Annotated in this window: 21 protein-coding genes; 13 read left to right on the top strand and 8 right to left on the bottom strand. The window is 72.1% G+C overall.

From position 1 onward, the window contains the following. Positions 1–75: 75 nt before the first annotated feature. Positions 76–1,524 (top strand): MFS transporter, encoded by a 1,449-nt coding sequence (locus ACSJD1_RS01355; protein ID WP_438853518.1) that lies wholly within the window; start codon positions 76–78, stop codon positions 1,522–1,524. A gap of 160 nt (positions 1,525–1,684) precedes the next feature. Here ACSJD1_RS01355 and ACSJD1_RS01350 read toward each other — a convergent pair whose 3' ends face one another. Further along, positions 1,685–4,810: an ExeM/NucH family extracellular endonuclease gene (locus ACSJD1_RS01350; protein WP_438853517.1), complete on the bottom strand. Its 3,126-nt coding sequence runs from the start codon at positions 4,808–4,810 to the stop codon at positions 1,685–1,687. A 207-nt stretch (positions 4,811–5,017) separates the two neighbouring features. Beyond that, entirely contained in the window at positions 5,018–5,365 is a 348-nt protein-coding gene (locus tag ACSJD1_RS01345) for a MarR family winged helix-turn-helix transcriptional regulator (RefSeq protein ID WP_438853516.1), read from the bottom strand. Positions 5,366–5,857: 492 nt separating this feature from the next. On the opposite strand from ACSJD1_RS01345, the gene ACSJD1_RS01340 reads away from it, so the two are divergent. After that, entirely contained in the window at positions 5,858–6,712 is an 855-nt protein-coding gene (locus ACSJD1_RS01340) for a MarR family winged helix-turn-helix transcriptional regulator (RefSeq protein WP_438853515.1), read from the top strand. A gap of 45 nt (positions 6,713–6,757) precedes the next feature. Here ACSJD1_RS01340 and ubiG read toward each other — a convergent pair whose 3' ends face one another. The 6 genes from ubiG to ACSJD1_RS01310 form a co-directional block, all read right to left on the bottom strand. Further along, complete coding sequence (gene ubiG, locus ACSJD1_RS01335) at positions 6,758–7,528, bottom strand: bifunctional 2-polyprenyl-6-hydroxyphenol methylase/3-demethylubiquinol 3-O-methyltransferase UbiG (protein WP_438853514.1); 771 nt, start codon at positions 7,526–7,528, stop codon at positions 6,758–6,760. 25 nt (positions 7,529–7,553) lie between these two features. Then, complete coding sequence (locus tag ACSJD1_RS01330) at positions 7,554–8,156, bottom strand: nucleoside deaminase (RefSeq protein WP_438853513.1); 603 nt, start codon at positions 8,154–8,156, stop codon at positions 7,554–7,556. A 59-nt stretch (positions 8,157–8,215) separates the two neighbouring features. Beyond that, positions 8,216–9,016: an ABC transporter permease gene (locus ACSJD1_RS01325; protein WP_155841031.1), complete on the bottom strand. Its 801-nt coding sequence runs from the start codon at positions 9,014–9,016 to the stop codon at positions 8,216–8,218. 10 nt (positions 9,017–9,026) lie between these two features. Next, positions 9,027–10,016 (bottom strand): ABC transporter permease, encoded by a 990-nt coding sequence (locus tag ACSJD1_RS01320; RefSeq protein ID WP_438853512.1) that lies wholly within the window; start codon positions 10,014–10,016, stop codon positions 9,027–9,029. A gap of 84 nt (positions 10,017–10,100) precedes the next feature. Further along, positions 10,101–11,291, bottom strand: coding sequence for an ABC transporter substrate-binding protein (locus ACSJD1_RS01315; RefSeq protein WP_438853511.1), 1,191 nt, complete (start codon positions 11,289–11,291; stop codon positions 10,101–10,103). 70 nt (positions 11,292–11,361) lie between these two features. Continuing rightward, positions 11,362–12,411 carry an ABC transporter ATP-binding protein gene (locus tag ACSJD1_RS01310; RefSeq protein WP_438853510.1) on the bottom strand — a complete coding sequence of 350 codons (1,050 nt, stop codon included), beginning with the start codon at positions 12,409–12,411 and terminating at the stop codon, positions 11,362–11,364. 152 nt (positions 12,412–12,563) lie between these two features. Here ACSJD1_RS01310 and ACSJD1_RS01305 point away from each other — a divergent pair, with 152 nt between their 5' ends. The 11 genes from ACSJD1_RS01305 to ACSJD1_RS01255 all read left to right on the top strand — a co-directional run bounded on the left by ACSJD1_RS01305 (position 12,564) and on the right by ACSJD1_RS01255 (position 24,530). Then, the gene (locus tag ACSJD1_RS01305) at positions 12,564–13,352 is read left to right on the top strand and encodes a FadR/GntR family transcriptional regulator (protein ID WP_438853509.1); all 789 of its coding nucleotides are present in this window, start codon (positions 12,564–12,566) and stop codon (positions 13,350–13,352) included. Further along, complete coding sequence (locus tag ACSJD1_RS01300; protein ID WP_438853508.1) at positions 13,349–14,140, top strand: PDC sensor domain-containing protein; 792 nt, start codon at positions 13,349–13,351, stop codon at positions 14,138–14,140. The genes ACSJD1_RS01305 and ACSJD1_RS01300 overlap by 4 nt, the downstream gene beginning before the upstream one ends. 131 nt (positions 14,141–14,271) lie before the next feature. Next, positions 14,272–14,826, top strand: a complete 555-nt coding sequence (locus tag ACSJD1_RS01295) for a hypothetical protein (protein ID WP_438853507.1) — start codon at positions 14,272–14,274, stop codon at positions 14,824–14,826. Between the two features lie 93 nt (positions 14,827–14,919). Further along, positions 14,920–16,833, top strand: coding sequence for a vWA domain-containing protein (locus tag ACSJD1_RS01290; RefSeq protein WP_438853506.1), 1,914 nt, complete (start codon positions 14,920–14,922; stop codon positions 16,831–16,833). Positions 16,834–16,903: 70 nt separating this feature from the next. After that, positions 16,904–17,659 carry a sirohydrochlorin chelatase gene (locus ACSJD1_RS01285; protein WP_438853505.1) on the top strand — a complete coding sequence of 252 codons (756 nt, stop codon included), beginning with the start codon at positions 16,904–16,906 and terminating at the stop codon, positions 17,657–17,659. Between the two features lie 189 nt (positions 17,660–17,848). Next, positions 17,849–19,612 carry a nitrite/sulfite reductase gene (locus tag ACSJD1_RS01280; protein ID WP_438854100.1) on the top strand — a complete coding sequence of 588 codons (1,764 nt, stop codon included), beginning with the start codon at positions 17,849–17,851 and terminating at the stop codon, positions 19,610–19,612. Further along, the gene (locus tag ACSJD1_RS01275) at positions 19,609–20,403 is read left to right on the top strand and encodes a phosphoadenylyl-sulfate reductase (protein WP_438853504.1); all 795 of its coding nucleotides are present in this window, start codon (positions 19,609–19,611) and stop codon (positions 20,401–20,403) included. Before ACSJD1_RS01280 ends, ACSJD1_RS01275 begins: the two co-directional genes overlap by 4 nt. After that, positions 20,400–21,356 (top strand): sulfate adenylyltransferase subunit CysD, encoded by a 957-nt coding sequence (gene cysD, locus ACSJD1_RS01270; protein WP_438853503.1) that lies wholly within the window; start codon positions 20,400–20,402, stop codon positions 21,354–21,356. Before ACSJD1_RS01275 ends, cysD begins: the two co-directional genes overlap by 4 nt. Next, on the top strand, positions 21,356–22,681 hold the full coding sequence (locus ACSJD1_RS01265; RefSeq protein ID WP_438853502.1) for a sulfate adenylyltransferase subunit 1: 1,326 nt from the start codon (positions 21,356–21,358) through the stop codon (positions 22,679–22,681). The genes cysD and ACSJD1_RS01265 overlap by 1 nt, the downstream gene beginning before the upstream one ends. After that, positions 22,678–23,784 (top strand): ABC transporter substrate-binding protein, encoded by a 1,107-nt coding sequence (locus tag ACSJD1_RS01260; RefSeq protein WP_438853501.1) that lies wholly within the window; start codon positions 22,678–22,680, stop codon positions 23,782–23,784. Before ACSJD1_RS01265 ends, ACSJD1_RS01260 begins: the two co-directional genes overlap by 4 nt. Further along, the gene (locus tag ACSJD1_RS01255) at positions 23,781–24,530 is read left to right on the top strand and encodes an ABC transporter ATP-binding protein (RefSeq protein ID WP_438853500.1); all 750 of its coding nucleotides are present in this window, start codon (positions 23,781–23,783) and stop codon (positions 24,528–24,530) included. The genes ACSJD1_RS01260 and ACSJD1_RS01255 overlap by 4 nt, the downstream gene beginning before the upstream one ends. Positions 24,531–24,568 lie beyond the last annotated feature (38 nt).

Genomic DNA, 24,568 nt, shown 5'->3' with positions numbered 1-24,568 from the left:
ACGGGATCGACGCGGATCGGCACCGTCCGGGCGCGCCGTCACCGCCCGTTCACCCGACGTCGGAAGACTCCCGCCATGACCGACCAGCCCCAGTCGCCCGAGCCCCCGCACCCCACGCGGCCCGGCGTCGTCACCCCTCCCCTGTCGACCGCCGAGCTGCGGGCGGTCACCGGCCTCGAGCTCCAGGGCGAGCGAACGATCCCGAAGCGTCAGGTGTGGTCGTGGGCGCTCTGGGACTGGGCGACGCAGCCGTTCAACTCGGTCATCCTCACGTTCGTCTTCACGGCGCTCTACCTCACGAGCGACTGGTTCCTCGACCCCGCCGTCGCAGCGCTCGGCGAGGGCGACCCGGCCTACGAGCGCGGACTCGCCGAGCTCGCGAGCGGGCTCGGCTGGGCGATCACGATCGCCGGGATCCTCATCGCCCTGCTGGCCCCCGTGCTCGGTCAGCGAGCGGATGTCGCCGGCCGTCGCAAGCTCTGGCTCGGCGGCGCGACCGCGGCCCTCGTCGCGTGCATGCTCGGCCTCTTCTTCGTGCAGGGAACGGCGTCGTACTTCGTGCTCGGGGTCTCGCTCATCGCCGCGGGCACGGTCTTCAGCGAGATCGCGGGCGTGAACTACAACGCCATGCTCGTGCAGGTGTCGACGCCGAAGACCGTCGGCAAGGTCTCGGGTCTCGGCTGGGGCCTCGGCTACCTCGGCGGCATCGTCGCGCTCGTGCTGGTCGTGGTCGCCACGGCGTTCGACTGGTGGGGCATGCCGACCGACGACGGGCTCGTCTTCCGCGTGATCGCGGTCGGCTGCGCCGTCTGGACGCTGGTCTTCGCGTGGCCGGTGCTCGTCTACGTGCCCGAGGCGCCGCCGGCGCCGGGTCGCGCGCGCGTCGGGTTCTTCCGCAGCTATGCGGTGCTCGTGCAGGACATCGTCCGCCTCTGGCGCGAGTCGCGGCCCACGTTCTGGTTCCTCCTCGCGAGCGCGGTGTTCCGCGACGGGCTGGCAGGCGTCTTCGCGTTCGGCGCGGTGATCGCCGCGGTCGCCTTCCACTTCACCTCGAACGAGGTCATGATCTTCGGCATCGCCGCGAACCTGCTGGCGGGAGTGTCGACGATCGTCGCGGGCCGGTTCGACGACCGGTTCGGGCCGCGTGCCGTCATCCTCACGGCGCTCGCCGGACTCGTCGGTGCGGGGCTCATCGTGTTCTTCCTCCACGACGCCGGCAAGCTGCCGTTCTGGATCTTCGGCCTCGTCCTCACGCTCTTCGTCGGTCCCGCGCAGGCCGCTTCGCGGTCGTTCCTCGCGCGCGTGACGCCGGCCGGCCGTGAGAGCGAGATCTTCGGCCTCTACGCGACCACGGGTCGGGCGGCCAGCTTCCTGTCGCCGCTGCTCTGGTCGATGTTCATCGCGATCTTCGGCGCGACCTACTGGGGCGTGCTCGGCATCGTGCTCGTCCTGGCCGCCGGGCTCGTGCTCATGCTGTTCGTCCGCGTACCGCAGCGGGCGACGGACGCCGCCGCCGCCGGCTAGGACGCGACCGCGTCCGGCGCGATCGCGCCGAGCACTACCTCCTGCTCACGCGCACGTATCGTTCGACCGCTCGAACGCAGCCGCCGGGCACGACCCGGAGACGGACGACGGCGCGCCGCCCCGGGGAGGGGAGCGACGCGCCGTCGGGCTGGGGGCCGGACTACGGTCCGACCGTGACCGTCACCTCCTGCGTGGTGGTGTTGCCGCTCGGGTCGGTCGCCTCGAACACGAAGGTGTACACGGCGCCGTAGCGGGCCAGAACGCGCGCCTCGGTGTCGGAGATCACCTGGACCTCGGCCTTGTGGCCCTCGGCCGTGGCGTCGACGAGCTCGACGGAGACCTCGCCCGAGTCATCGGTCGCCTCGATGTCGAACGTGACCGTCTGCCACTTGGCGTTCGGCGGGAAGACCAGCTCGGGGTCGACCGTGACCGAGAGCTCGGGCGGCACGAAGTCGAAGCCGACCAGGACCGGGTCATGATCGCTCGAGCGGAACGGGTCGGGCGCGAAGATCGCGTCCTGGGCGTCCTTCTTGAACGTCATGTCGTAGTCGAGCAGGCTCGGCTCGTCGGCGTTGATGGCCCACGCCGCCGCGCCCGTGACCTTCGGGAGCAGTCCCGGCCCCGCGAGCGCGTAGTCGAGGTAGCCGAGCTGGCCGTCGAATACGTACGAGTAGGCGTTCTCGCCCTGCTCGGCGAGGAGCAGGTCGGTGTAGCCGGCCTCCGTGAGGACGTCGATCGGGTCCTCCTTGTCGTAGGAGTTCAGGTCGCCGATGATCAGGTCGCGACCGGGCTCGGCGCCCGTCGGGCCCGTGGCGAGCCAGTCGACCATCGCCTCGGCTGCCGCCTCACGGGTCAGGTTGCAGTTGCCCTGGCCGTCGTCCATGTCGGGATCGCCCGCACAGGCGGAGCCCTTCGACTTGAGGTGGTTGACGACGACCGTGACCTCCTCACCGGTCTCGACGTCGGCGAACGTCTGCGCGAGCGCCGGACGGTTGCGATCGGTGTCGAAGCGCGGGTCGACGCTCTCATCGAGGATCGCGAAGTCGCCCGCGAGTTCGACCTCGGACGGCTTGTAGATGAACGCCGTCGTGATCACGTCGGTGCCGATGATCCCCGTATCGAGTGCCGCGTACTCGTCGCTTCCGAGCTTCTCGTTGAGCGCGTCGACGAGGGTGAAGACGGCCTCGTCGTTGTTCTCGATCTCGATGAGCCCGAATACGTCGGCATCGATCTCGGCGAGAGCGGCGACGATCTTGGCCTCCTGTCGGTCGAACTCCTCCTGAGTGTTCGCGCCGCGGAAGTCGCCGCCCGAGCCGATCGAGGTGAAGTAGTTCAGCACGTTGAAGCTGGAGACGGTGAAGTTCCCGCCGACCTCAGGGACCTCGGGCCGCAGGTTCACGGCCTCGTAGTCGGCGCCCTGGGTGGGCTGGACGCGCCAGAGGTCGAACCGGTAGTCGAGCACGCCCGTCGCGTCGGTGACGAGGTCGCCGCCGCGGAACGTGTTGTCGAGGCCGAACTCCTCGCCGTTCGGGTGGATCGCAGGGTCGGGGTTCTCGGTGCTGCGCCCGTCGTCGAGCGTGATGCGGTTCGCCGCGTTCTCCTCCTTCAGAGCGAGCGCCTCGGGCGATCCCGGCTCGTAGACCGCGGTCGGCTGCATCTGCCGCTCGGTCCCGAGCGCGATCTCGTTGTACCGGCCGAAGTTGAAGTACTCGAGGATCGAGAGCGACTGCGGCAGGGTGACGCGCATGCCCTCGAGGGACTCCTTCGCCTCCGGCGTGGCCGGCAGGATCAGCTCGGCGGCCGGCGGAAGCGCGGCGCCGGTCTCGCACACCGAGTTCGCCGTCGCCGTGATCTCGGTCATGCCGAAGAACTCGCTCACGACCCCGGCGATGTGGACGACGTCGCCTTCGGCGACATCGACGCCGTTCTGGGCGTACACGAAGATGCCGTCCGAGGTCGCAGGATCACCGTCGCCGGTGTCCTGCACGTAGTAGCCGTCGAATCCTCCGTCCTGGAAGTCGCCGACGACGACGCCCTCGATCTGGACGGTGGATCCGACCACGGGCGAGGCGGAGCCCGAGCCCTGCACGGAGCCGATCGATACGGTCGCGGCGTTGCAGTCGGCCGGAGGCAGCGGCACGACGACCACCGTCAGCGAGTTCGGCGCGCCCGGGGTGTTGGCCGCCTCGCCGCCGACGAGGCTTCCGGTGAAACCGGGGATCCCGGCGAGGTCGAAGTCGTTGCGCGCCCAGTCGGCGGTCGAACCGGTGTCGACGCCGTCCGGGATGCGGGAGGCGCCGCCCGGCGCGAACGACAGGCCGTCGTACGCGACGGTGAGGACCGTGTCGCCGTAGGCGAGGTCGCCGGCGCCTCCGTCGTTCACGGCGACCGAGTCGAGGATCTCGAAGCCGGCCGCGTCGAGCGTTCCGTCGTTGTCGGCGTCGAGGTCGTCGCCGAGCGCACCGGTGAACCCGCTGACGAGCAGCAGTGAGATCGTGCCGTTCTCGAGCGCGTTGGCGGGCAGCCAGGCGAGCGAGCGCCCGCTGCCGTCGACGGGTCCGAACGAGATGACCTCGTCGACGGTGCCCATGGCGGAGTTCGAGTCGCCCTCGATCTCGAGCACGCGGTATCCGCTCACGTCGGTGCCGGGTTCGGCCAGGATTTCGACGTACTCGACGTCGGTCCCGACGGTCGACGCCGAGAACTCGTTGATGACGGGTTCCTGCGGTCCGGACTCGCCGCAGGTGTGCGAGCCGAGGCCGTCGAAGGTGTTCACCGCGTAGCCGGTCCATTCGGCGGACGGGTCGAAGACGTCGGACGGGTCCGTGTCGCCGACGCAGACGTTCGCGTTGCGGCGGAGGGTGTTGTCGGCGGTCGACTCGAGGTCGGTGCCCCATTCACTGCCCGGGTCGAACCCGACTTGACCGAGCGAGTCGACGACGTTGTCGCCGCGCTTCAGCACGATGGCGTCGTTCCCGTTCCACAGGCCGGCGCCGGTGGTCTGCTGGGCGAGGCCGGGGGCGGACGAGGCCAACAGGGTGCTGGCGAACACGAACGTCCCGCCGACGGGAACCGAACCGGCGAGGGCGAACGCCGTGGACGTCGTGTTGCCGTTGAAGTAGACGTTCAACGAGTAGCCCGAGAGCGAGATGTCGGCGTCGGTCGGGTTGTAGAGCTCGACGGCCTTGTTGGTCGACGACCCCTCGACGTACTCGCTGATGATGAGGTCGGTCGGCCCTTCGGCCGCGACGGCGGCGCTCGTCGGCCCCGCGATTCCCACCCCCATCAGGACTGCCGCAGTCAGCCCCACGGTCAGGCGTTGGACGGGTCGTTGCATCTCGGCACCTCCGGCACGCGACAGGAGGCCACCCTGACCCCCGGACGGCGTCAGCCTATGGAGGTCCCGGGCGATCGGGAAGACCTGTCACGAAGCGTTCACGCGCTGCCCGCAAATGTGCATTCTTCTCCCGGGGCCCTGCTCAGATGAGCACGGTCACGAGTGCGGCGGATGTGCGCGCCGGAGCCCGTCCGCGAACCGCGCCAGGAGTTCGGCGAATCGCTCGCGGTCCTCGTCGCTGAAGCCCTCCAACGCGGACTCGATCGCGCGCCGGCGACTCGAGGTCGTCGCGTGCACGACCCCGCGACCGAGGTCGGTGATCCGGATGCGCGTGCGCCGAGCGTCGTCGGGATCGGCCTCGCGCACGACGAGTCCCTCCTCCACGGCCGCCTGCACGAGCCGGCTCGCCCTCGGCTGGTCGACGCCGACCGCACCCGCGAGCTCGGTCACCGACATCGGCCGATCCGCAGCGTCGAGCATGGCGAGCAGGCGCGCCCGGGCCACCGGGCCGACGCGGAACTCCCACGGGCCGCGCGGACCGCCGGGCCCGCCACGGCCACCGGGCCCCCCACTCCCGAAGGGCGCGCCGAACGGCCCGCCGCGGCGATGCGATTCGTCGTGCCGATGCGGCTCGCCGCGCCGATCCGGTTGGTCGCGGCCGTGGGCACCGCCGTGTCCGTGCGGCCCGGCCCACTGTCCGCGGCCGCCGCGCCGCAGAGACGCGAGGGCCTGTTCGATGCGCTCCACCGCATCGTCCCGACCCCGCGCGTCGCCCTCTTCGCTCATGCCCCCAGATTACATGTCATTTGACATGCGAACGGGTTCCATGTCATAGTGCATGTACATGTCATGCGACATGTACATCGCCGGGAGCAGGACTCCCCGGCGTCACGTCGGGCGCCCCGCTCCGACGCCGCACTCGCGGCACCCCGACCACGCCCGCCGACCGTGCGGGCGTCGCAGTCCGGCGCGCATGCGCGCCACGAGAGGATTCCCATGAACACCGACGATCGATTCCAAGACCACGACCACGACCACGACCACGACGGGCCCGGCCACGCCGACGGCGCGAACGAAGCGCCCCAGGCGTCCGACGCTCCCGAGACGCCGACCCGCGGCATCCGCCCCCTCGGCTTCTGGCTGACGACCGTCGATCAGCGCATCGCCGCCGAGGTCGACACCGCACTCGCCGAGGAGGGCGTCGGCCTGCGCGACTGGCGCCGCCTCAACCTGGTCGCCGGCGAGGTTCGCGACGAGCGCCTCGCGGCGCGACTGGCCGCCCGTCCGCGCAAGCTCGACGACCTCGTCGAGCGCGGCTGGATCACCGGCGAGCCCGGCGACTGGACACTCACCGACGCCGGGCGCGAGACGCTCGACCGGCTCACCGAACTCGTACAGGGCGTGCGAGACCGGGTACGCTCGGCCGTCTCCGACGAGGAGTACGCCACGATGATCGCCTCGCTCGAGGCGATCGCCCGCGGACTCGGCTGGGACGAGTCGACGCCGGAGCCCCGTCGCGGACGCGGGCGGCGGCGTCCCGGCTTCGGCCCTGGCGGCCCCGGCGGCCCCGGATTCGGGCCGGCGCCGTGGATGCGGCGCGGCGGCGCCCGGGGCGGCATTCCGCCGTGGGCGGTCGGCGGCCCGCAGGGCGGGCCGATGCGGCATCCGTCGGCGTTCGACGACCACCACGGTCACGACGTCGACCCGTGCGAGCACGAGCACGGCGGGCGCCGACACGGCCGCGGCCGACGTCGCGGCCACGGTCGCGCCCACGACGACGTCCACGTGCACGTCCACCTGCACCACGACGGCGGCCGGCGCGGAGGGCGCGACGGCCACCCCGAGCACTGATCGCCGAGCGGCCGGTCCGGACGAGGTCCGGGCCGGCCGGTCGCGTCATCCGCTCCGGACCGCGTACCCCAGGTACGACACGCGGACGTCCGCGACCTCGCCGAAGTCGAGTCGCCGGCTCAGTTCGCCGTACGTCATCCGACCCCGTCGGGTGCGGAGCAGGTCGCGCACGATCGCCGGCAGTCCCGCCCTGGGGGCCAGGCCGACCGTCTCGGCGGCGGCCAGGCCGTGTCGGTCGAGCACCGCCGAGAGCTCGGCCGGGGTGATGAACATCGCCCACTCGTGGATCTCGGCGTCCGTGATCCGCGTGCATCGCCACTCCTGCATCGCTCGGATGACGAGCAGCCGGCTGCGCCGGGTGCGGTTGACCGTGTCGTACAGGAACACGCCGCCGGGGCGGAGGACCCGCGCCACCTCGGCGGCCACGGGATCGACGTCGGCCACGTGCTCGAGGACGTCGCAGCAGGCCACCACGTCGACGCTCGCATCGGCGAACGGCAGCTGCTCGCCCCTGCCGAGGCGGTAGTCGATGACCAGCCCGCCGGCCTCGGCGTGCGCACGCGCGGCGGCGATCGCCACCGGCGAGGGGTCGATCCCCGCGACCGCGAACCCGGACTTCGCGAACTCCTCAGACAGGAACCCCGCGCCGCAGCCGACGTCGAGGACCCGGCCGCCGGATACGCCCACCCGTTCGAGGACCCTCCGGAAGTACCGCATGCGTGCGGGGGTGAAGCTGCCGTGCAGCACGTTCAGGGGATTGTCCTCGTCCCACCACGTCGCGCCGAGCCGGTCGTAGACGTCGTTGTCGATCCCCATCGCGGCGCCCCCGGCCCGGCCGCGACTACCGCTCGGTCGCGCCGCGCGCGTTGTAGACGACCGCATCCGACGCGCCGAACGCGCGGAACACCTCGATCGCATCGTCGCGACGGACCCCCGAGTGCACGCGGATGCCGCGCCGCTCGAACTCGCCCTTCCAGTCGGTCGGCATCGGGCCCTCGTCGAACCCGGTGAGCCGCTCGCACTCCTCGCCGTCGCCCGCGAGGACGAGCCGTCGCACCCCAGACCACATGGTCGCGCCGTAGCACATGACGCATGTCGCCCAGTTGACGACGAGCTCGAGTTCGGCGCCTCCGGCGCCCAGGTCCCATCGACCGAGCCGGCGCTGCGCGAGCGAGATCGCCGTGACCTCGGCGTGCAGCGAGCTCAGCCCGCTCGAGAGCACGAGGTTCACGCCGGCCGAGACCACCTCACCGGATGCCGCGTCGACGACGAGCGCGCCGAACGGCCCCCCGCTGCCCTCCCGCCAGTTCCGGTCGGCGAGCTCGATCGCGAGCGCCATGCGCGCGTCGTCGTCGGGCAGCGGCTCCGCCGCGATCCGCGGCAGTTCGGCGACCAGCCACTCGGGCAGTGCGGCGGAGAAGGACGACGTCGGCGTGGCATCCATGCACACATTCTGCACCCGGGCGAGGACGGAGCGCGGGGGTCGTCGCTCCGCCCTCGCGGTCAGCGCCGCTGCTGCTCGTCGCCGGAGAGCCGCTGGGCGAGCCAGATCGGGATGATCGAGACGAGCACCAGGACGACCGCGATCACCGAGACGATCGGCGCCTGGTTCGGCCGGAACATGTTGTTCAGGATGAAGATCGGCAGGGTCGTGACTCCCGACCCGGCCGTGAACGTCGTCACGATGATCTCGTCGAACGACAGCGCGAACGCGAGCAGGCCGCCGGCGAGCAGCGCCGACCGCAGCTGCGGGAAGGTCACGAGCCGGAACGTGGTCCAGACGCCCGCGCCGAGGTCGGCCGACGCCTCCTCGAGCTTCGTCCCCGTGCGGCGCAGTCGCGCGATCACGTTGTTGAAGACCGTCACGATGCAGAAGGTCGCATGGGCGATGACGACGGTCCAGATCGACAGCGGCACGCCCATGATCGTACGGAAGAAGTTGTTCAGCGCGATACCGGTGATGATGCCGGGCAGCGCGATCGGCAGGATCACGAGCAGGTTGACGGTGTGGCGCCCGAAGAAGTCGAAGCGCTGCAGGGCGAACGAGATGAGCGTGCCGAGCACGAGCGCGACCGCGGTCGCGATGATCGCGACGAACACGCTGGTGCCGACGGCCTCCATGGCGCCCGCGGACTGGAAGGCGCGCTGCCACCACTCGAGCGTGAAGCCGGGCGGCGGCCAGCTGAGCGACGTCGAGGTCGAGAACGAGTTGACGAGCACGACGCCGAGCGGCACGTACACGATCACGAGGATGAGGCCGGCGACGACGGCGAGCGTCGTGCGAGAGAGTCGGGAGAGTCGCATCCGTCGCCCCTTAGAGGTTGTCCAGGGCGCCCGTGCGACGCACGAGCGCGAGGTAGCCGAAGATGATCGCGATCGGGATGAGCGCGATCGCCGACGCGAGGGGCAGGTTGTTGGCCGCGCCCACGTTCGTGTAGACGAGGTTTCCGAGCATCTGGTTCGCGCCGCCGACGATGTTCACCGTGATGTAGTCGCCGAGCGAGAGCGAGAAGCTGAAGATCGTGCCGGCGATGATCGCGGGCAGGGCCATCGGGAAGACGACGTGGCGGATGGTCGGCCAGGTCTTGCCGCCCAGGTCGGCGGATGCCTCGAGCAGCGAGTCGGGCACGCGCTCGAGCCCCGCGAAGATCGGCAGGATCACGTACGGCAGCCACAGGTACGACAGCGTGATGACCGTGGCGGGCAGGCCGTAGCCGGGCGTGTGCAGTCCGAACGGCGCGAGCACCCACTCGAGGATGCCGTCCTGCGAGAGCACCGAGCGCCAGGCGTACGCCTTGACGAGGTAGCTCGCCCAGAGCGGCATGAGGACCGCGATGACGAGGATGCGGCGGGCACGCGGCGACGCGACCTTCGCCATGTAGAACGCGATCGGCAGCGCGAGGGCGACGTCGATGATCGTGACGAGCAGTGCCACGCCGATCGTTCGGAGCGTCACCGTCTGGTAGAGCGAGCCGGTGAGCACCGTGATGATGTTGTCGAACGTCCAGTCCGTCGTGATCTCGCCCGTGAAGCTGTTCACCGACCAGAAGGCTGTGACGAGCAGCGCGGCCAGCGCGACGACGTAGACGAGGCCCAGCCAGAACAGCGGCGCCGCGAGCAGGAACCCCAGCCGCACGCGCGGGTGCGAACTGAGGAAGACCGACACGCGGCGTGCCGGCGTCGCCTTCGGCTTCGGGATGCCACCCCTGGGCGCTCCGCCGGGTGCCGTGTCGGCGCGGTCGGGCTCGGGCGGGTCGGATGCCGCGCCGCGAGCGGATGCCGGTGCCGTCGCGTTCATCGTCATGCTGCTTCCTGTCGGGGTGGTGCTCGGGGGAACGGGGGTGTGCGGGCCGGGGAGCGTGCTCCCCGGCCCGCGAGGGCTACGGACTCAGCCCTTGATCTCCTGCCACGCAGCGGTCCACTGCGCGTAGTCGACGCACTCGACGTCGGTGCGACCGTCGACGCACTCGGCGATCGGGGTCGTCCAGTACCAGATCTGCGACGCGTACTCCTCGTCACCGGCGTGGTACGCCTCGCAGTCCTCGCGGAACTCGCAGGCGGCCTGGCTCGACGGAGCCTCGCCGAAGTAGGACGTCGCGGTCGCGTTCGCCTCGGGGCTGGCGATGTAGTCGAGCCACATGTAGGCGCAGTTCACGTTCGCGGCGTCGGAGGCGACCATCCAGGTGTCCGACCAGCCGGTCGCACCCTCTTCGGGGAGGACGACCTCGGTCGGCGCACCCGAGCCGGCGAGCACGTTCTGGATGACCTGCCACGTCGTGCCGACGACCGAGTCGCCGGTCTCGAAGGCCTGGATCTCCTTGAGGTAGTCCGACCAGTACTCGCCGATCGACTCGCGCTGCACCTTGAGCAGGTCGACCGCTGCCTGGAACTGCTCCTCGTCGAGCGCGTAGGGGTTCTCGATGCCGAGCTCGGGCTGGTGGGCCATGAGGTAGACCGCGGCGTCGGCGATGTAGATCGGCGAATCGTAGGCGGTCACCTTGCCCGCGTTCTCGCTCGCGCCGTCGAACACGACGTCCCACGAGGTCGGGGCCTCGGCGAAGGTCTCCGTGTTGTACATCAGGAGGTTGGCGCCGTAGCCGTGGGGCACGCCGTAGCTCTGACCGTCGACCGAGTTCCACTCCTTCTCCTTGAGGAAGTCGAAGACGCCCTCGTAGTTCGGGATGAGGTCGGTGTTGACGGGCGCGACGTCGCCGCCCGCGATGAGGCGGAGGGTCGCGTCGCCCGATGCGGCGACGACGTCGTACTCGCCGGTCTTCATGAGGTTCACGGCCTCGTCGGAGGTGCCGTAGGTCTTCGAGGTGACCTCGCAGCCCGTCTCCTCCTCGAAGGGGGTGACCCAGTCGACGGTCGGGTCGTTCGAGCCGTCCTCGACGTAGCCGGGCCACGCGAGGATCGAGACCTGGCCCTCGGCGTCGCCGAGCTCGGTGAGCGCGTCGTCGCTCGAGCCGGAGCCGCCGCCCGAGGTGGTGCCGCAGGCGGTCAGGGTGAGCAGGGCGATCGAGCCGATCGCCAGGCCGACGGTCGCGCCGCGGCGCGCCGTGCGCGGGGTGCGCATCATGGTTCTCTCCTGGTTTCTCTTGGTGGGTGGAGGTGGTGCGTTCGGGTGGTCGGGCGGGGACGGGCCGGACCTAGGCGGCCGGTGCGGACGCGGCGTCCGCCCCGCCGAGTGCGACGACGTCGTCGTCGTGCCAGCTGACGACGACGCGGTCGCCGCGCTCGTCGTCGTGGACCCGGTTGCGATCGTTCTGCTCGAGCACGCTGACGCGCACGCCCGCGTCGAGGTCGACCACCAGGCGGATGCCGCTGCCGAGGTAGATCGTCTCGACCACGGTGCCCTGGGCGTTGCGCACGTCGGCGCCGGTCTCGCCCGAGCCGACCGACATCTTCTCGGGTCGCACGGAGTGCACGCCTCCGCGCCCGAGGAGTTCGCGCGACACGGCGTCGTCGAAGAGGTTCGACGTGCCGACGAAGTCGGCGACGAAGCGCGACGTGGGCCGCTCGTAGAGCTCGGCGGGCGTGCCGAGCTGCTCGATCCGCCCGTCGTTGAAGACCGCGACCCGGTCGGAGAGCGTGAGCGCCTCCTCCTGGTCGTGCGTGACGAAGATGAACGTGATGCCCAGCTCGCGCTGGATCTCCTTCAGCTCGACCTGCATCTGCTCGCGGAGCTTCAGGTCGAGCGCGCCGAGCGGCTCGTCGAGGAGCAGCACCTTGGGCTGGACGACCGTGGCACGCGCCAGCGCGACGCGCTGGCGCTGGCCGCCGGAGAGTTGCGAGGGCTTGCGGTCGCCCATCTGCTCGAGGCGGACCGACGCGAGGGCCCGACGGGCGCGCTCGATGCGCTCCTTCCGCCCGATGCCCCGGACGCGGAGCCCGTAGGCGACGTTCTCGAGCACGCTCATGTGCGGGAACAGCGCGTAGTCCTGGAAGACCGTGTTCACGTCGCGGTCGAACGGGGCGCGCTTGGTGACGTCGTCGCCGAAGAGCTCGATCGTGCCGCTCGTGGGCTGTTCGAAGCCGGCGATGAGCCGGAGCACGGTGGTCTTGCCGGAACCCGAGGGGCCCAGCATGGAGAAGAACTCCCCCGCGGCGATCTCGAGATCGACGTGGTCGACGGCGGTGACGGCTCCGAACTCCTTGGTGAGTCCGGTGAGCCGGATGGCCGGCTGCGGGTCGGTCATGGGCCTCTCCTTCGATGGCGTGGTTCCTAATCCTATGAATCCATATGTCATAGTCCAGAGGTTCGTGTTACGGTCGCATCACGGATTCGCCGGTGACCGCCCCCAGTCCGGGGGGGTGCGCGGATCCGCGGGTGCTCGATCGAGGAGGACGGATGCCGCACGCCACCGCGCGCGCCGACGCCGCCCGCGCCGTCGTCTTCTCCCCGCTCGAGGGCGCCGGCCGGGCCGAACTCGTCGAGCAGCGCCTCACCGATGCGATCGCGTCGGGCGTGCTCCGCGACGGCGAGCGGCTGCCGAGCGAGGCCGACCTCGCCAGGTTCCTCGGCGTCGCCCCCGTCACCGCCCGCGAGGCCCTCGTCGCGCTCCGGCACAAGGGCCTCGTGCAGACCCGTCGCGGTCGCGACGGCGGCAGCTTCGTCATCTACGACGACGACGTCTCGCTGCGCCTCACCGAGGAGCGGGTCCGCTCCCTCAGCCGCATCGAATTGCGCGACCTCTCGCTGCACTACGCCGCGATCGCCGGCATGGCCGCCGAGGTCGCCGCCGATCGTGCGAGCGACGACGACCTGCAGAGCCTCGTCGAGATCGACGCCAGGGCCGACCTCGCCTCACCCGGCGGTGCGCGCCGCGCGGTCGGCCGGTTCCAGCTCGAGGTCGCCGCCATCAGCCAGTCGCCACGGCTCGTGCACGAGGAACTGCGCCTGCAGGCCGAGACCGGCGCCCTGCTCTGGATGTGCCTGCGCGAACAGGAGTACCGTGACCGCACGAGGGAACACCGCCTCGAGGTGATCGCCGCGATCAGGGCAGCGGATGCCGCGTCCGCGCGCAACGCGACCACGACGCACATCGGCTCGGCGGTGGAATGGCTCATCGACGAGAAGGTGCGACTCGAAGCCGCATCGGCACCGCCCCTCGCACCTCAGGAAGGGAGCACGTCATGACGCAGGTCGTCGCCACCGGCGCCTCCGCGATCGCCGGGCGCATCGCCGACGTGATCGACCCCGTGTTCGCCCTGATCGACGGCTGGCAGCGCGAACTCGGGGAGCGGCTCGGGGCCGAACCCGAGCCGCGCGCCGCCGACCTCGACCCCGTCGTCGCCGCCACCGTCGCCGCCGAACTCGACCGCCCCGGCACGCTCATCACCGGGGCCGGCTTCGTCGCCGCCCCGGGCTACCTCATCGACGCGCCCTGGCACCTGGCCTGGTGGCTGAGCGACGGCAACCCGTTCCGCGGGGTTCCGGCACGCGGCATCCGTCGCCTCGACGCCGTGAGCGACCCCGACGCCGAGTCGTTCCGCGACTACACGACGCTCGAGTGGTGGCGCGTCCCGGAGCGCACCGGATCGCGGCACCTGACCGGGCCCTACGTCGACTACCTCTGCACCGACGACTACACGGTCACCGTCACGACGCCCGTGACGATCGATGACGACATGGTCGGCGTCGTCGGCGCCGACATGTACGTGGCGCGGCTCGAGCAGGTGCTCCTGCCCGTGCTCCGCGACGCCAGCGGCACGCTCACCGTCGTGAACGCCTCCGGGCGCATCGTCATCGCGACCGATCCGCATCGCGCGACCGGTGCGCTGCTGCGCCTCGACGGGCTCCCCGAGGCGCTCGCGCCGCTACGCGAGGCGGAGGCCGAGGGCCGCGTGACCCACGCGGTCCGGCTGCCGGGCGGCGGGGACGTCGTGCCGTGCGGCGACACCTCGCTCGCGCTCGTCGTCGAGTAGCGGCATCCGCCCCGACCGGGCGCGTCGACGCCGGGTGACCGAGCCCGAAACACGCGCCCGATATGGTGAGGCCAGCGGAACGGGACGCACGCCCGAGCGCGTGCGACGGACGAGAGGCCGGCGCTCGAGGCGTGACGACGACCATCAGGCAGAAGCAGGCCCGCCGGCGACGCGGGCGAGCGATCGCGTACGCGGTCGTGACGCTCGCCTGGGCCCTGGCGGTCTGGCTGAGCGCCGTGCTCGCACCGCCCGACTGGCTGCACGGCGCCGCCCTCTTCGTGCACCTCGCGTCGCTGGTCGTCGGGCTCGGCGCCGTGCTCATGATCGAATGGCACGCGCTGCTCTGGGCCACCGGGTGGAGCACCGTGCGCGAAGTCCGCCAGGCCGATCGCACCATGATCCTCCCGGTCTGGGTGGGCCTCGCCGGCCTGCTCGCGAGCGGCGCGCTGCTCGAACCCGACCTCACCTCGACGGCCACGCAGGTCAAGCTCGTCGCCGTGCTGGTGCTGAGCCTCAACGGCGTCGCGCTGACGAAGTGGACCTCGGACCTCGCCCGGCTGCCGGCGCGAGCCACGTTCCGCGCACTCCCCGGCCGCGCACGGTTCGGGTTCGTCGCGAGCGCCGTGGTCTCGCAGCTCGCGTGGTGGACGGCGGTGGTCATCGGCCTGCTGAACGCCACCCGCTGAGGCGCACCACCGGGGGCATGGACGTTCCCTGCGAGGTCGCAGGCTGCTGAGCTAGGCTCACGATCGAGCCCAGCCGTCCCGACTGGAGGAACGATGACCGACGCACCGAGCCACCAGCCGGCCCGACGCGATCGAAGTCAACTGCGCGAAGAGCGCCGTCGGCGACGTCGGCGCGGCATCCGGTTGGCCGTGGCGGGCGGGATCGCGGCCCTCCTCCTCATCGGCGGGGCCGTCACCGCGATGGTCCTGGTGAACGAGGGGTCGACCACCGCCGCGCCGAGCGAGGCGCCCGAACGCGAGCCCATCGTCTTCCCCGCCGACGAACCGGCGGCGGAGCCCGGCGCCGAGCCGTGCACGACGGTGTCGGTGCTCTCGTCCTTCGAGAACGCGGAGATGGTGCAGCGACTCGCCGACGGCTACAACGCCGAGCCGCGCGACGTCGACGGCTCGTGCGTCACGGTCGTCGCCTCGAAGGACAAGTCGGGCATCGCCGCCGATGAGGCCGCGGTCGGCTTCTCGGAGGTCCCCGAGGACGAGCGGCCCGTCGTATGGATCCCCGACGCCCGGTCGTGGCTCGGCGTGGCGCGCGAGGCCGGCGGCGGGGCGAACGTGCCCGCCGAGGGCTCGAGCGTCGGGTCCTCCGACATCGTGCTCGCCATGCCCGAACCACTCGCGGCCGCCATCGGCTGGGACGACGAGCCGCCGACCTGGGCCGAGGTCTTCGAGACCGCCGACGACGACCAGGTGTGGGCCGACCTCGACCACCCCGAGTGGGGCGGGTTCAAGCTCGGCAAGACCAGTCCCGTCATCGCGAGCTCGGGCGAGGCCGCGATGCTCGCATCGTACGGCGCGGCGGCGGGCTCGGTCGCCGAGCTCACGGCCGACGACGTCGCCGATGACGAGGTCGCCGACGAGGTCAAGCAGCACGAGCTCGCGACGAGCCACTACATGGCCACGCCCGAGCACTTCCTCTGGCACGCCAGGCAGTCCGCCGACAAGGGCGGGTCGGCCGCCGACTTCCTGTCGGCCGTGATCGTCGACGAGAAGTCGGTGTGGGACTACAACCGCGGCATCACGAGCCGAGACGGCGTCACGCGGATCGAGAGCGACCCGCCCGCCGAGCCGCTGGTGCCGATCTACCCGAGCGACGGCTTCTACATCGCCGACAACCCGGCCGTCGTGCTCACCGGCAGTTGGGTCGACGAGGCCGAGACCGCCGCCGCTGAGGACTTCCTGCGCTTCGCCGGCACGAAGGAGGGCCAGGCGATCGTGCGCGAGACGGGCTACCGCGACCTGAACGGCGAGCTCGACGCCGAGATCCAGGAGGTCGGCGCGCTCGCCGACACCTCCGAGGCCGGACTCGACTTCCCCGACCCGCAGGTCGTCGTCGCGATGCACGAGGCCTTCCCCGATGTGCGCAAGCGCGCCAACGTGCTGTTCCTCCTCGACGTCTCGGGATCGATGGGCGACCCCATCGAGACGGGCGAGACGAAGCTCGAGGCCGCCAAGCAGGCGGTCGAGCTGTCGCTCGACCACTTCTCGGACGGCGACGGGGTGGGACTCGCGGCCTTCTCCGAGGTCGACGCGCAGGCGCTCGCCCCCGGCGAGGTGAGCCCGGTCGCCGACATCGCCGACACCCGCGACCGGTTCGAGTCGGCGCTCAGCACGCTGAAGCCGATCGAGTGGACGCCCCTCTACGAGGCGGTCGACACGTTCGCCAAGCGGCAGGCCGACGGCTGGGACCCCGACCGCATCAACGCGATCGTGCTGCTCAGCGACGGCAGGAACGAGACCGAGGCGCCGAGCACCTCGGCGCAGCAGATGCTCGACACGCTCGAGGAGCTCCACCACTCGACCCCCGTGCTCGTGTTCACGCTCGCGTACGGAGCCGATGCCGACGTGAAGACCCTGCAGTCGATCTCGAGCGCCACCGGCGCCCATTACTACGACGCGACCGACCCCACCGAGGTCGACGAGGTGCTCGGCGACCTCGTCACGAGCTTCTGAGCCCGGGTGCGCCGTCGTCATCCGGCGTGACACGCGCACGGCACCCGGTCCCGGGTGCGAGCATGGGCGGATGACGCCCCGACGCCCGCCCGCGCTCGTCGCCGTCTCGCACGGCACCTCCTCGCCGGAGGGACGCGCCGCGGTGCGCGGACTGTTCGACGCCGTGGTCGCGGCGGTCGCCGAGCGGTGGGCGGATGCCGCCCCCGAGACGCGACTCTGCCATGTCGACGTCGAGCAGCCCGACGTGCCCGCCGCGCTCGCCACGCTTCCCGATGGGGAACCCGCGGTGATCGTGCCGCTGCTGCTCTCCGCGGGCTACCACGTTCACGTCGACCTCGCCGAGGCGGCCGCGGAGGCCCGCGACGGCGGGCGCGAGGTGGTCGTCGCCGACGCGCTCGGGCCCGACGATCGGCTGATCACGGTCCTCTGTCGACGGCTCGCCGAGGCCGGGGCCGGAGACGACGACCCGGTCGTGCTCGTCGTGGCGGGATCGAGCGACGTGCGCGCCGTCGAGGCGTGCCACCGGGTGCGCGACGCGCTGGCCGGGGCATCCGTCGCCGACGTCTCGATCGGGTTCCTGTCGGCGGCCGAGCCGCGGCTGCCCGACGCGATCGCCGCGGCGCGCGCCGCCGCCGAGGCCGCCGGGACGGACGGGCGAGTCGCCGCCGCGAGCTACCTGCTCGCACCGGGGTACTTCCAGGACCTCGCGGCCAGCGCCGCGCCCGACGTGCTCGCCGAGCCGCTGCTGCGCCCCGACGACGCGCCCGCCGAGCTCGTGGAGATCGTGCTCGACCGCTACGCGGAGGCGCTCGCCCGCTCGAAGTGAGCCCTTTGCCGGAACGCCCACTCGGGCGCGTCGGGCCCGCCCGCGTCGCACGTCATATTTCGCCGTGCGACGCCTCGTGACACGGGGTGACCGTGCGTGACGGGGTCGGGTTCCGGCATCCGTCCGACCCCCGTACCTTCGTCGGCACGTGCCCCGAACGGGGCGCGGACGAGGAGGGGAAACGTGACGATCGAGACGACGGATGCCGCGACGCGCGCACCGCGCACCGACCGCGTCGAGCGCCCCGCACGCGCGGATGGGCTGGCCCGCGACATCCGCCCGCCCCGGCCCTCGGCGAAGCCGAACGGGCAGTGGAAGGTCGACGGCACGGCCCCGCTCAACGCGAACGAGGAGTGGAAGCAGGTCGACGGCGGCCTCGCGGTGCGCGAGCGCATCGAGCGCATCTACGCCGACGGCGGCTTCGCGTCGATCGACCCGACCGACCTGCACGGGCGGTTCCGCTGGTGGGGCCTGTACACGCAGCGCAAGCCCGGCATCGACGGGGGTCGCACCGCCACGCTCGAGCCGCACGAGCTCGAGGACGAGTTCTTCATGCTCCGCGTCCGCATCGACGGCGGGCAGCTCACGACCGAGCAGCTGCGCGTCATCGGCGGCATCTCGACGGAGTTCGGCCGTGACACCGCCGACCTCACCGACCGGCAGAACATCCAGCTGCACTGGATCCGCGTCGAGGACGTGCCCGAGATCTGGCGGCGGCTCGAGTCGGTCGGCCTCGGCACGACGGAGGCGTGCGGCGACGTGCCCCGCGTCGTGCTCGGCTCGCCGGTCGCCGGCATCGCCGCCGACGAGCTGATCGACCCGACCCCGCAGATCGAGGAGATCACGAGTCGGTTCATCGGCGACGAGTCGCTCGCGAACCTGCCCCGCAAGTTCAAGTCGGCGATCACGGGCCACCCGAGCCAAGACGTCGTGCACGAGATCAACGACGTCGCGTTCGTGGCCGTCGAGCACCCGACGCTCGGCGTCGGCTACGACCTGTGGGTCGGCGGCGGCCTCTCGACGGCGCCGCGGCTCGCGGAGCGGCTCGGCGTGTTCGTCGCGCCCTCCCAGGTGGCGGATGCCTGGCACGGCGTCGCGCAGATCTTCCGCGACTACGGCTACCGGCGGCTGCGGAACAAGGCGCGCCTGAAGTTCCTGCTCGCCGACTGGGGGGTCGCGCGGTTCCGCGAGGTGCTCGAGACCGAGTACCTCGGGCACGCGCTCCCCGACGGCCCGGCCGCGCCGACGCCGGCGACGACCGGCGACCACGTCGGCGTGCACCGCCAGAAGGACGGCCGGTACTACGTGGGCGCGACGCCCATCGTCGGCCGCGTGTCCGGTCCGACCCTGACGAAGCTCGCCGACCTCGTCGAGGCGCACGGCTCGACGAGGCTGCGCACCACCCCGCACCAGAAGGTCGTCATCCTCGACATCCCCGGGGATCGCGTCGAGTCGCTCGTCGCGGGCCTCGACGAGCTCGGCCTGCAGGCGCGCCCGAGCCTCATCCGCCGCGGCACCATCGCGTGCACCGGCATCGAGTTCTGCAAGCTCGCGATCGTCGAGACGAAGGCGTTCGCCACGGCGGCCGTGCTCGAGCTCGAGGAGCGGCTCGACGCCTTCGACCTGCCGCACCCGATCAGCCTGCACGTCAACGGCTGCCCCAACTCGTGCGCGCGCATCCAGACCGCCGACATCGGCCTGAAGGGCCAGCTCGTCACGATCGACGGCGAGCAGGTGCCCGGCTACCAGGTGCACCTCGGCGGCGGCCTCGCCTCGCGGGACCGCGACGAGGCCGGCCTCGGCCGCACCGTGCGCGGCCTCAAGGTGACGGCCGACGGCATCGCCGACTACGTCGAGCGTGTCGTGACGCGGTTCCTCGGCGAGCGCGACGCCGCGACCGACGAGACGTTCGCCCAGTGGGCGCACCGGGCCGACGAGGAGGCCCTCCGGTGAGCGCGCGGAACATCGGGATCGCGGCGCCGGGCGCCGGCGGGGCATCCGTCGGCCACCCGACCACTGACCGCCGCGCCGAGCGCCGGCTGCCCGACGAGCTGCGCGCCCTCGCCGAGGCGGGCAACGCCGCCCTCGGCAGCCTCACCGACCACGAGGCGACCCCCGCCGAGGTCGTCGCGTGGGTGGCGGCGAACTTCGCCACGGATGCCGCGGCCGTCGCGTGCTCGATGGCGGATGCCGCGCTGCCGCACCTCGTCGCCGAGCAGCTGCCGGGCGTCGACGTGCTCTTCCTCGACACCGGCTACCACTTCGCCGAGACGACCGTCACGCGCGACGAGGTCGCCCGGCAGCTCGACGTGCGGATCGTCGACGTGCTGCCCGAGCAGACCGTCGCGGAGCAGGACGCCGAGTTCGGCGCCGAGCTCTTCGCCCGCGACCCGGGCCTCTGCTGCGCGCGCCGCAAGGTCGAGCCGCTGCAGCGCTCGCTCGGCGGGTACGAGGTCTGGTTCACGGGCGTGCGCCGCGACGAGGCGCCGACGCGCACGCTGACCCCGCTCGTCACGTACGACGAGCGGAACGGGCTCGTGAAGGTCAACCCGGTCGCGGCCTGGACCTTCGACGACCTCGTCGAGTACGCGAGCGCCAACGCCGTTCCCGTGAACCTGCTCATGTCGCACGGCTACCCCTCGATCGGCTGCGAGCCGTGCACGAAGCCCGTCGCCGCGGGCGAGGAGCCGAGGTCCGGCCGCTGGGCCGGCCTCGCCAAGACGGAATGCGGATTGCACCTATGACCGAGAACCTGACGACGACGGATGCCGCGGCATCCGCTGCCCGCACCGCCGCTGCGGCCCACGCGACCGACGCGCTCGACGCGCTCGAGGCCGAGGCGATCCACGTGATCCGCGAGGTCGTCGCCGAGTTCGAGCGTCCGGTGCTGCTCTTCTCCGGCGGCAAGGACTCGGTCGTCGTGCTGCACCTGGCGACCAAGGCCTTCTGGCCGGCCAAGGTGCCGTTCCCGGTGCTCCACGTCGACACCGGCCACAACTTCCCCGAGGTGCTGCGGTTCCGCGACGAGACGGTCGCGCGCCTCGGCATCCGCCTCGAGGTCGCCTCGGTGCAGGACTACCTCGACGACGGCCGCCTGCAGGAGCGGGCCGACGGCACGCGCAACCCGCTGCAGACGCAGCCGCTGCTCGACGCGATCGCGGCCGGCCGCCACGACGCGGTCTTCGGCGGCGCCCGCCGCGACGAGGACAAGGCCCGAGCGAAGGAGCGCATCATCTCGCTGCGCGACGAGTTCGGCCAGTGGGACCCGCGCAACCAGCGGCCCGAGCTCTGGACGCTCTACAACGGCCGGCACACGGTCGGGCAGCACGTGCGGGCGTTCCCGATCTCGAACTGGACCGAGCTCGACGTGTGGCGCTACATCGAGCGCGAGCGCATCGCACTGCCGCCGCTCTACTTCGCGCACGAGCGCGACGTGTATGCGCGCGACGGCATGTGGCTCGCGGTGAGCGACGTCTCGGCGCCGCATGCGGGGGAGACGGTCGAGCGCCGGACGGTCCGCTATCGCACCGTCGGCGACCTCAGCTGCACCGGTGCGGTCGTCTCCGAGGCCTCGACGGTATCGGACATCGTGCGCGAGGTCGCGGCATCCACCCTCACCGAACGCGGCGCGACGCGCGCCGACGACCGCCTCTCCGAGGCGGCCATGGAGGACCGCAAGAAGGACGGGTACTTCTGATGACGACGACCGCGCCCGCCGCCGGCACGCTCTTCCGCTTCGCGACCGCCGGCTCCGTCGACGACGGCAAGTCGACCCTCGTCGGCCGCCTGCTCCACGACTCGAAGTCGATCCTCGCCGACCAGCTCGAGTCGGTGGCCCGCACCTCGGCCGAGCGCGGCTTCGGCGGCGAGCCCGGCGCGATCGACTTCGCGCTGCTCACCGACGGCCTGCGCGCCGAGCGCGAGCAGGGCATCACCATCGACGTCGCCTACCGCTACTTCACGACCGGTCGCCGATCGTTCATCCTCGCCGACTGCCCCGGGCACGTGCAGTACACGCGCAACATGGTCACCGGGTCGGCCACCGCCGACGCCGTCGTCGTGCTCGTCGACGTGCGCAACGGCGTGCTCGAGCAGACCCGCCGCCACCTCGCGGTCGTCGCGCTGCTGCGGGTCCCGCACGTGATCGTCGCCGTCAACAAGATCGACCTCGCCGGGTACGAGCGCGCCGCCTTCGAGGCAGTGGCGGCGGATGTGGCCGAGCTCGCGCGCGACCTCGGCCTCCCCGACGCGCACGTCATCCCGGTCTCGGCGCTGGCTGGCGACAACGTCGTCGAGCGCTCGTCGAACACGCCCTGGTACGACGGCCCGTCGCTGCTCGAGCTCCTCGAGGAGCTCTCGACGATCGACGAGCTCGAGACCGACCTCGAGGCGCTGCGGCTGCCCGTGCAGCTCGTGATCCGCCCGCAGGGCGGGCTCTCGCCCGAGGTGACGGACGCCGCGGCGGACGCGTTCCGCGACCACCGCGCGTTCGCCGGGCGCATCGAGTCGGGCACGGTGCGGGTCGGCGACCCGGTCGAGGTGTTCCCCGCCGGAGTGCGGACGGCGGTCACGGGCATCCGCAGGGGCCCCGAGGCGCTCGTCGAGGCATCCGCCCCCCTCTCGGTCTCGCTCGAGCTCGCCGACCCCGTCGACGCCGCACGCGGCGCCGTGATCGCCGCCGCCGGATCGCTGCCCGCGCCGCGGCGCGAGCTCGACGCCGACGTGTTCCAGCTCGACGCACGCCCGCTCGCGACCGGGGCGCGTGTGCTCGTCAAGCACGGCACCACGACCGTGCAGGCCATCGTCAGCGACATCCGCGGACGCCTCGACCTCGACACGCTCGAGACGACGCCGACCACCGCGCTCGAGACGAACGACATCGGACTCGTGCGCCTCAAGCTCGCCGCCGACCTCGCCGCGGAGCCGTACGCCGCGCACCGCCGGGCGGGGGCGTTCCTCGTCATCCACCCGCAGGACGGCGCGACGCTCGCCGCCGGCATCGTCGTGGAGGCGCCGGCGTGACCGGCCGCGGGCTCGGTGCACAGCTCGGCGAACTCGTCGCCGGCGTCGCGGTCGCCGCGGCGATCGTCATCGTGCCCGTGGTGATCGGCTCGGTCGGGAGCGCCGCCGCCGAGGGGCCGGCTGCAGCAGGGGCGACGGATGCCGCGGCCCTCCGCCTCGGCTACTTCGCCAACGTCACCCACCTGCCCGCACTCGTCGGCCTCGAGACCGGGATCCTCGCCGACGAGCTCGGCGACGTCGCGCTCGAGCCCCAGGCGTTCAACGCCGGACCGGCCGCCGTCGAGGCGCTGAGCGCCGGCGCGATCGACGCCGCCTACCTCGGCCCGAGCCCGGCGATCAACAGCTTCGTGCAGTCGGCCGGCACCTCGCTCCGCGTCGTCGCGGGCGCGGTCGGCGGCGGTGCCGCGCTCGTCGTGCGCGAGGGCATCGACGATGCGGACGACCTCCGCGGCGCGACCCTCGCGACGCCGCAGCTCGGCAACACCCAGGACGTCGCGCTCCGCACCTGGCTCGCCGACCACGACCTCGAGACCTCGCCGACGGGCGGCGGCGACGTCGACATCGTGCCCACCGAGAACGCGCGCACGCTGCAGCTGTTCACGACCGGCGCGATCGACGGCGCGTGGCTGCCCGAACCGTGGGCCTCGCGGCTCGTCATCGAGGCGGGCGCGCGCGTGCTCGTCGACGAGGCGGAGCTCTGGCCCGGCGGCGCGTTCCCGACGACGCTGCTCGTCGTGCGCACCGAGTTCCTCGAGGCGCACCCCGACGCGGTCGCGGCGCTCGTGGCCGGCCACGCGGCATCCGTCGACTTCATCGCGGCGCACCCCGACGACGTGCCGGCGCTCGTGAATGTCCGCCTCGAGGCCGACGCCGGCGCACCGCTCCCCGACGCCGTGCTCGAGCGCGCCCTCGCGCACGTCAGGCCGACGGTCGACCCGTTCGCGGCGACGCTCCCGGTACTCCAGCGGAACGCGGTCGCGGCCGGCACGGCGAGCGGCGGCGACCTCGCCGGCATCCTCGACCTCCGCGCGCTGAACGCCGTGCGAGAGGCGGCCCGGCTCGCGCCGATCGACGGAGCCGGACTCGACAGGGGCCGACGATGACCGCGGCAGCCGCGATCCGCCTCGCCGGCATCGGCAAGCAGTACGCCGCCGACGGCCCGGTCGTCCTCGACGGCATCGACCTCGCGGTCGCGCCGGGCGAGTTCGCCTGCCTGCTCGGGGCATCGGGATGCGGCAAGTCGACCCTGCTCGCCCTCATCGCCGGGCTGGAGCGGCCGAGCACCGGCACGATCGAGGTCGACGGGCGCGCCGCGGTGATGTTCCAGGAGGCGTCGCTGCTGCCGTGGCTGAGCGCCCGGCGCAACGTCGAACTCGCCCTGCGCTTCGGCGACGCCGGCCTCGCGCGGCCCGCGCGTCGAGCCCGCGCGCTCGAACTGCTCGACCTCGTGCACCTCGCGGATGCCGCCGACAAGCGCCCGCACGAGCTGTCGGGCGGCATGCGGCAGCGCGTGGCGCTCGCCCGCGCCCTCGCGCAGGACCGCTCGGTACTGCTCATGGACGAGCCCTTCGCCGCACTCGACGCCATCACCCGCGACCTGCTTCACGAGGAGCTCGAGCGCGTCTGGCGCGAGACCGGCCGCACGATCGTGTTCGTCACCCACAACGTGCGCGAGGCCGCGCGGCTCGGGCAGCGGGTGCTGCTCATGTCGAGTCGTCCGGGGCGGATCGTCAACGAGTGGCACATCGCCGACGACGGGCCGCGCCGCATCGAGTCGCCGACCGTGTCGGAGCTCTCGGTCGAGATCACCGAGCACCTGCGAAGGGAGATCCGCCGCAATGCCGCATGACCTGCACGTCGCGCCCGCCGCGCCCGCCGCAGCCGCGC

The sequence above is a fragment of the Agromyces excoecariae genome, assembly GCF_051715505.1.
Classification (GTDB): Bacteria; Actinomycetota; Actinomycetes; order Actinomycetales; family Microbacteriaceae; genus Agromyces.
Note: the sequence above shows the minus strand (reverse complement) of the source record. Positions and strands in the feature narration are given on the sequence as shown.

Coding starts and splice junctions, on each gene's coding strand:
- ACSJD1_RS01355 (WP_438853518.1), top strand. CDS start 76: ATGACCGACCAGCCCCAGTCGCCCGAGCCCCCGCACCCCACGCGGCCC.
- ACSJD1_RS01350 (WP_438853517.1), bottom strand. CDS start 4,810: ATGGGGGTGGGAATCGCGGGGCCGACGAGCGCCGCCGTCGCGGCCGAA.
- ACSJD1_RS01340 (WP_438853515.1), top strand. CDS start 5,858: ATGAACACCGACGATCGATTCCAAGACCACGACCACGACCACGACCAC.
- ubiG (WP_438853514.1), bottom strand. CDS start 7,528: ATGGGGATCGACAACGACGTCTACGACCGGCTCGGCGCGACGTGGTGG.
- ACSJD1_RS01330 (WP_438853513.1), bottom strand. CDS start 8,156: ATGGATGCCACGCCGACGTCGTCCTTCTCCGCCGCACTGCCCGAGTGG.
- ACSJD1_RS01325 (WP_155841031.1), bottom strand. CDS start 9,016: ATGCGACTCTCCCGACTCTCTCGCACGACGCTCGCCGTCGTCGCCGGC.
- ACSJD1_RS01320 (WP_438853512.1), bottom strand. CDS start 10,016: ATGACGATGAACGCGACGGCACCGGCATCCGCTCGCGGCGCGGCATCC.
- ACSJD1_RS01315 (WP_438853511.1), bottom strand. CDS start 11,291: ATGATGCGCACCCCGCGCACGGCGCGCCGCGGCGCGACCGTCGGCCTG.
- ACSJD1_RS01310 (WP_438853510.1), bottom strand. CDS start 12,411: ATGACCGACCCGCAGCCGGCCATCCGGCTCACCGGACTCACCAAGGAG.
- ACSJD1_RS01305 (WP_438853509.1), top strand. CDS start 12,564: ATGCCGCACGCCACCGCGCGCGCCGACGCCGCCCGCGCCGTCGTCTTC.
- ACSJD1_RS01300 (WP_438853508.1), top strand. CDS start 13,349: ATGACGCAGGTCGTCGCCACCGGCGCCTCCGCGATCGCCGGGCGCATC.
- ACSJD1_RS01290 (WP_438853506.1), top strand. CDS start 14,920: ATGACCGACGCACCGAGCCACCAGCCGGCCCGACGCGATCGAAGTCAA.
- ACSJD1_RS01285 (WP_438853505.1), top strand. CDS start 16,904: ATGACGCCCCGACGCCCGCCCGCGCTCGTCGCCGTCTCGCACGGCACC.
- cysD (WP_438853503.1), top strand. CDS start 20,400: ATGACCGAGAACCTGACGACGACGGATGCCGCGGCATCCGCTGCCCGC.
- ACSJD1_RS01265 (WP_438853502.1), top strand. CDS start 21,356: ATGACGACGACCGCGCCCGCCGCCGGCACGCTCTTCCGCTTCGCGACC.
- ACSJD1_RS01255 (WP_438853500.1), top strand. CDS start 23,781: ATGACCGCGGCAGCCGCGATCCGCCTCGCCGGCATCGGCAAGCAGTAC.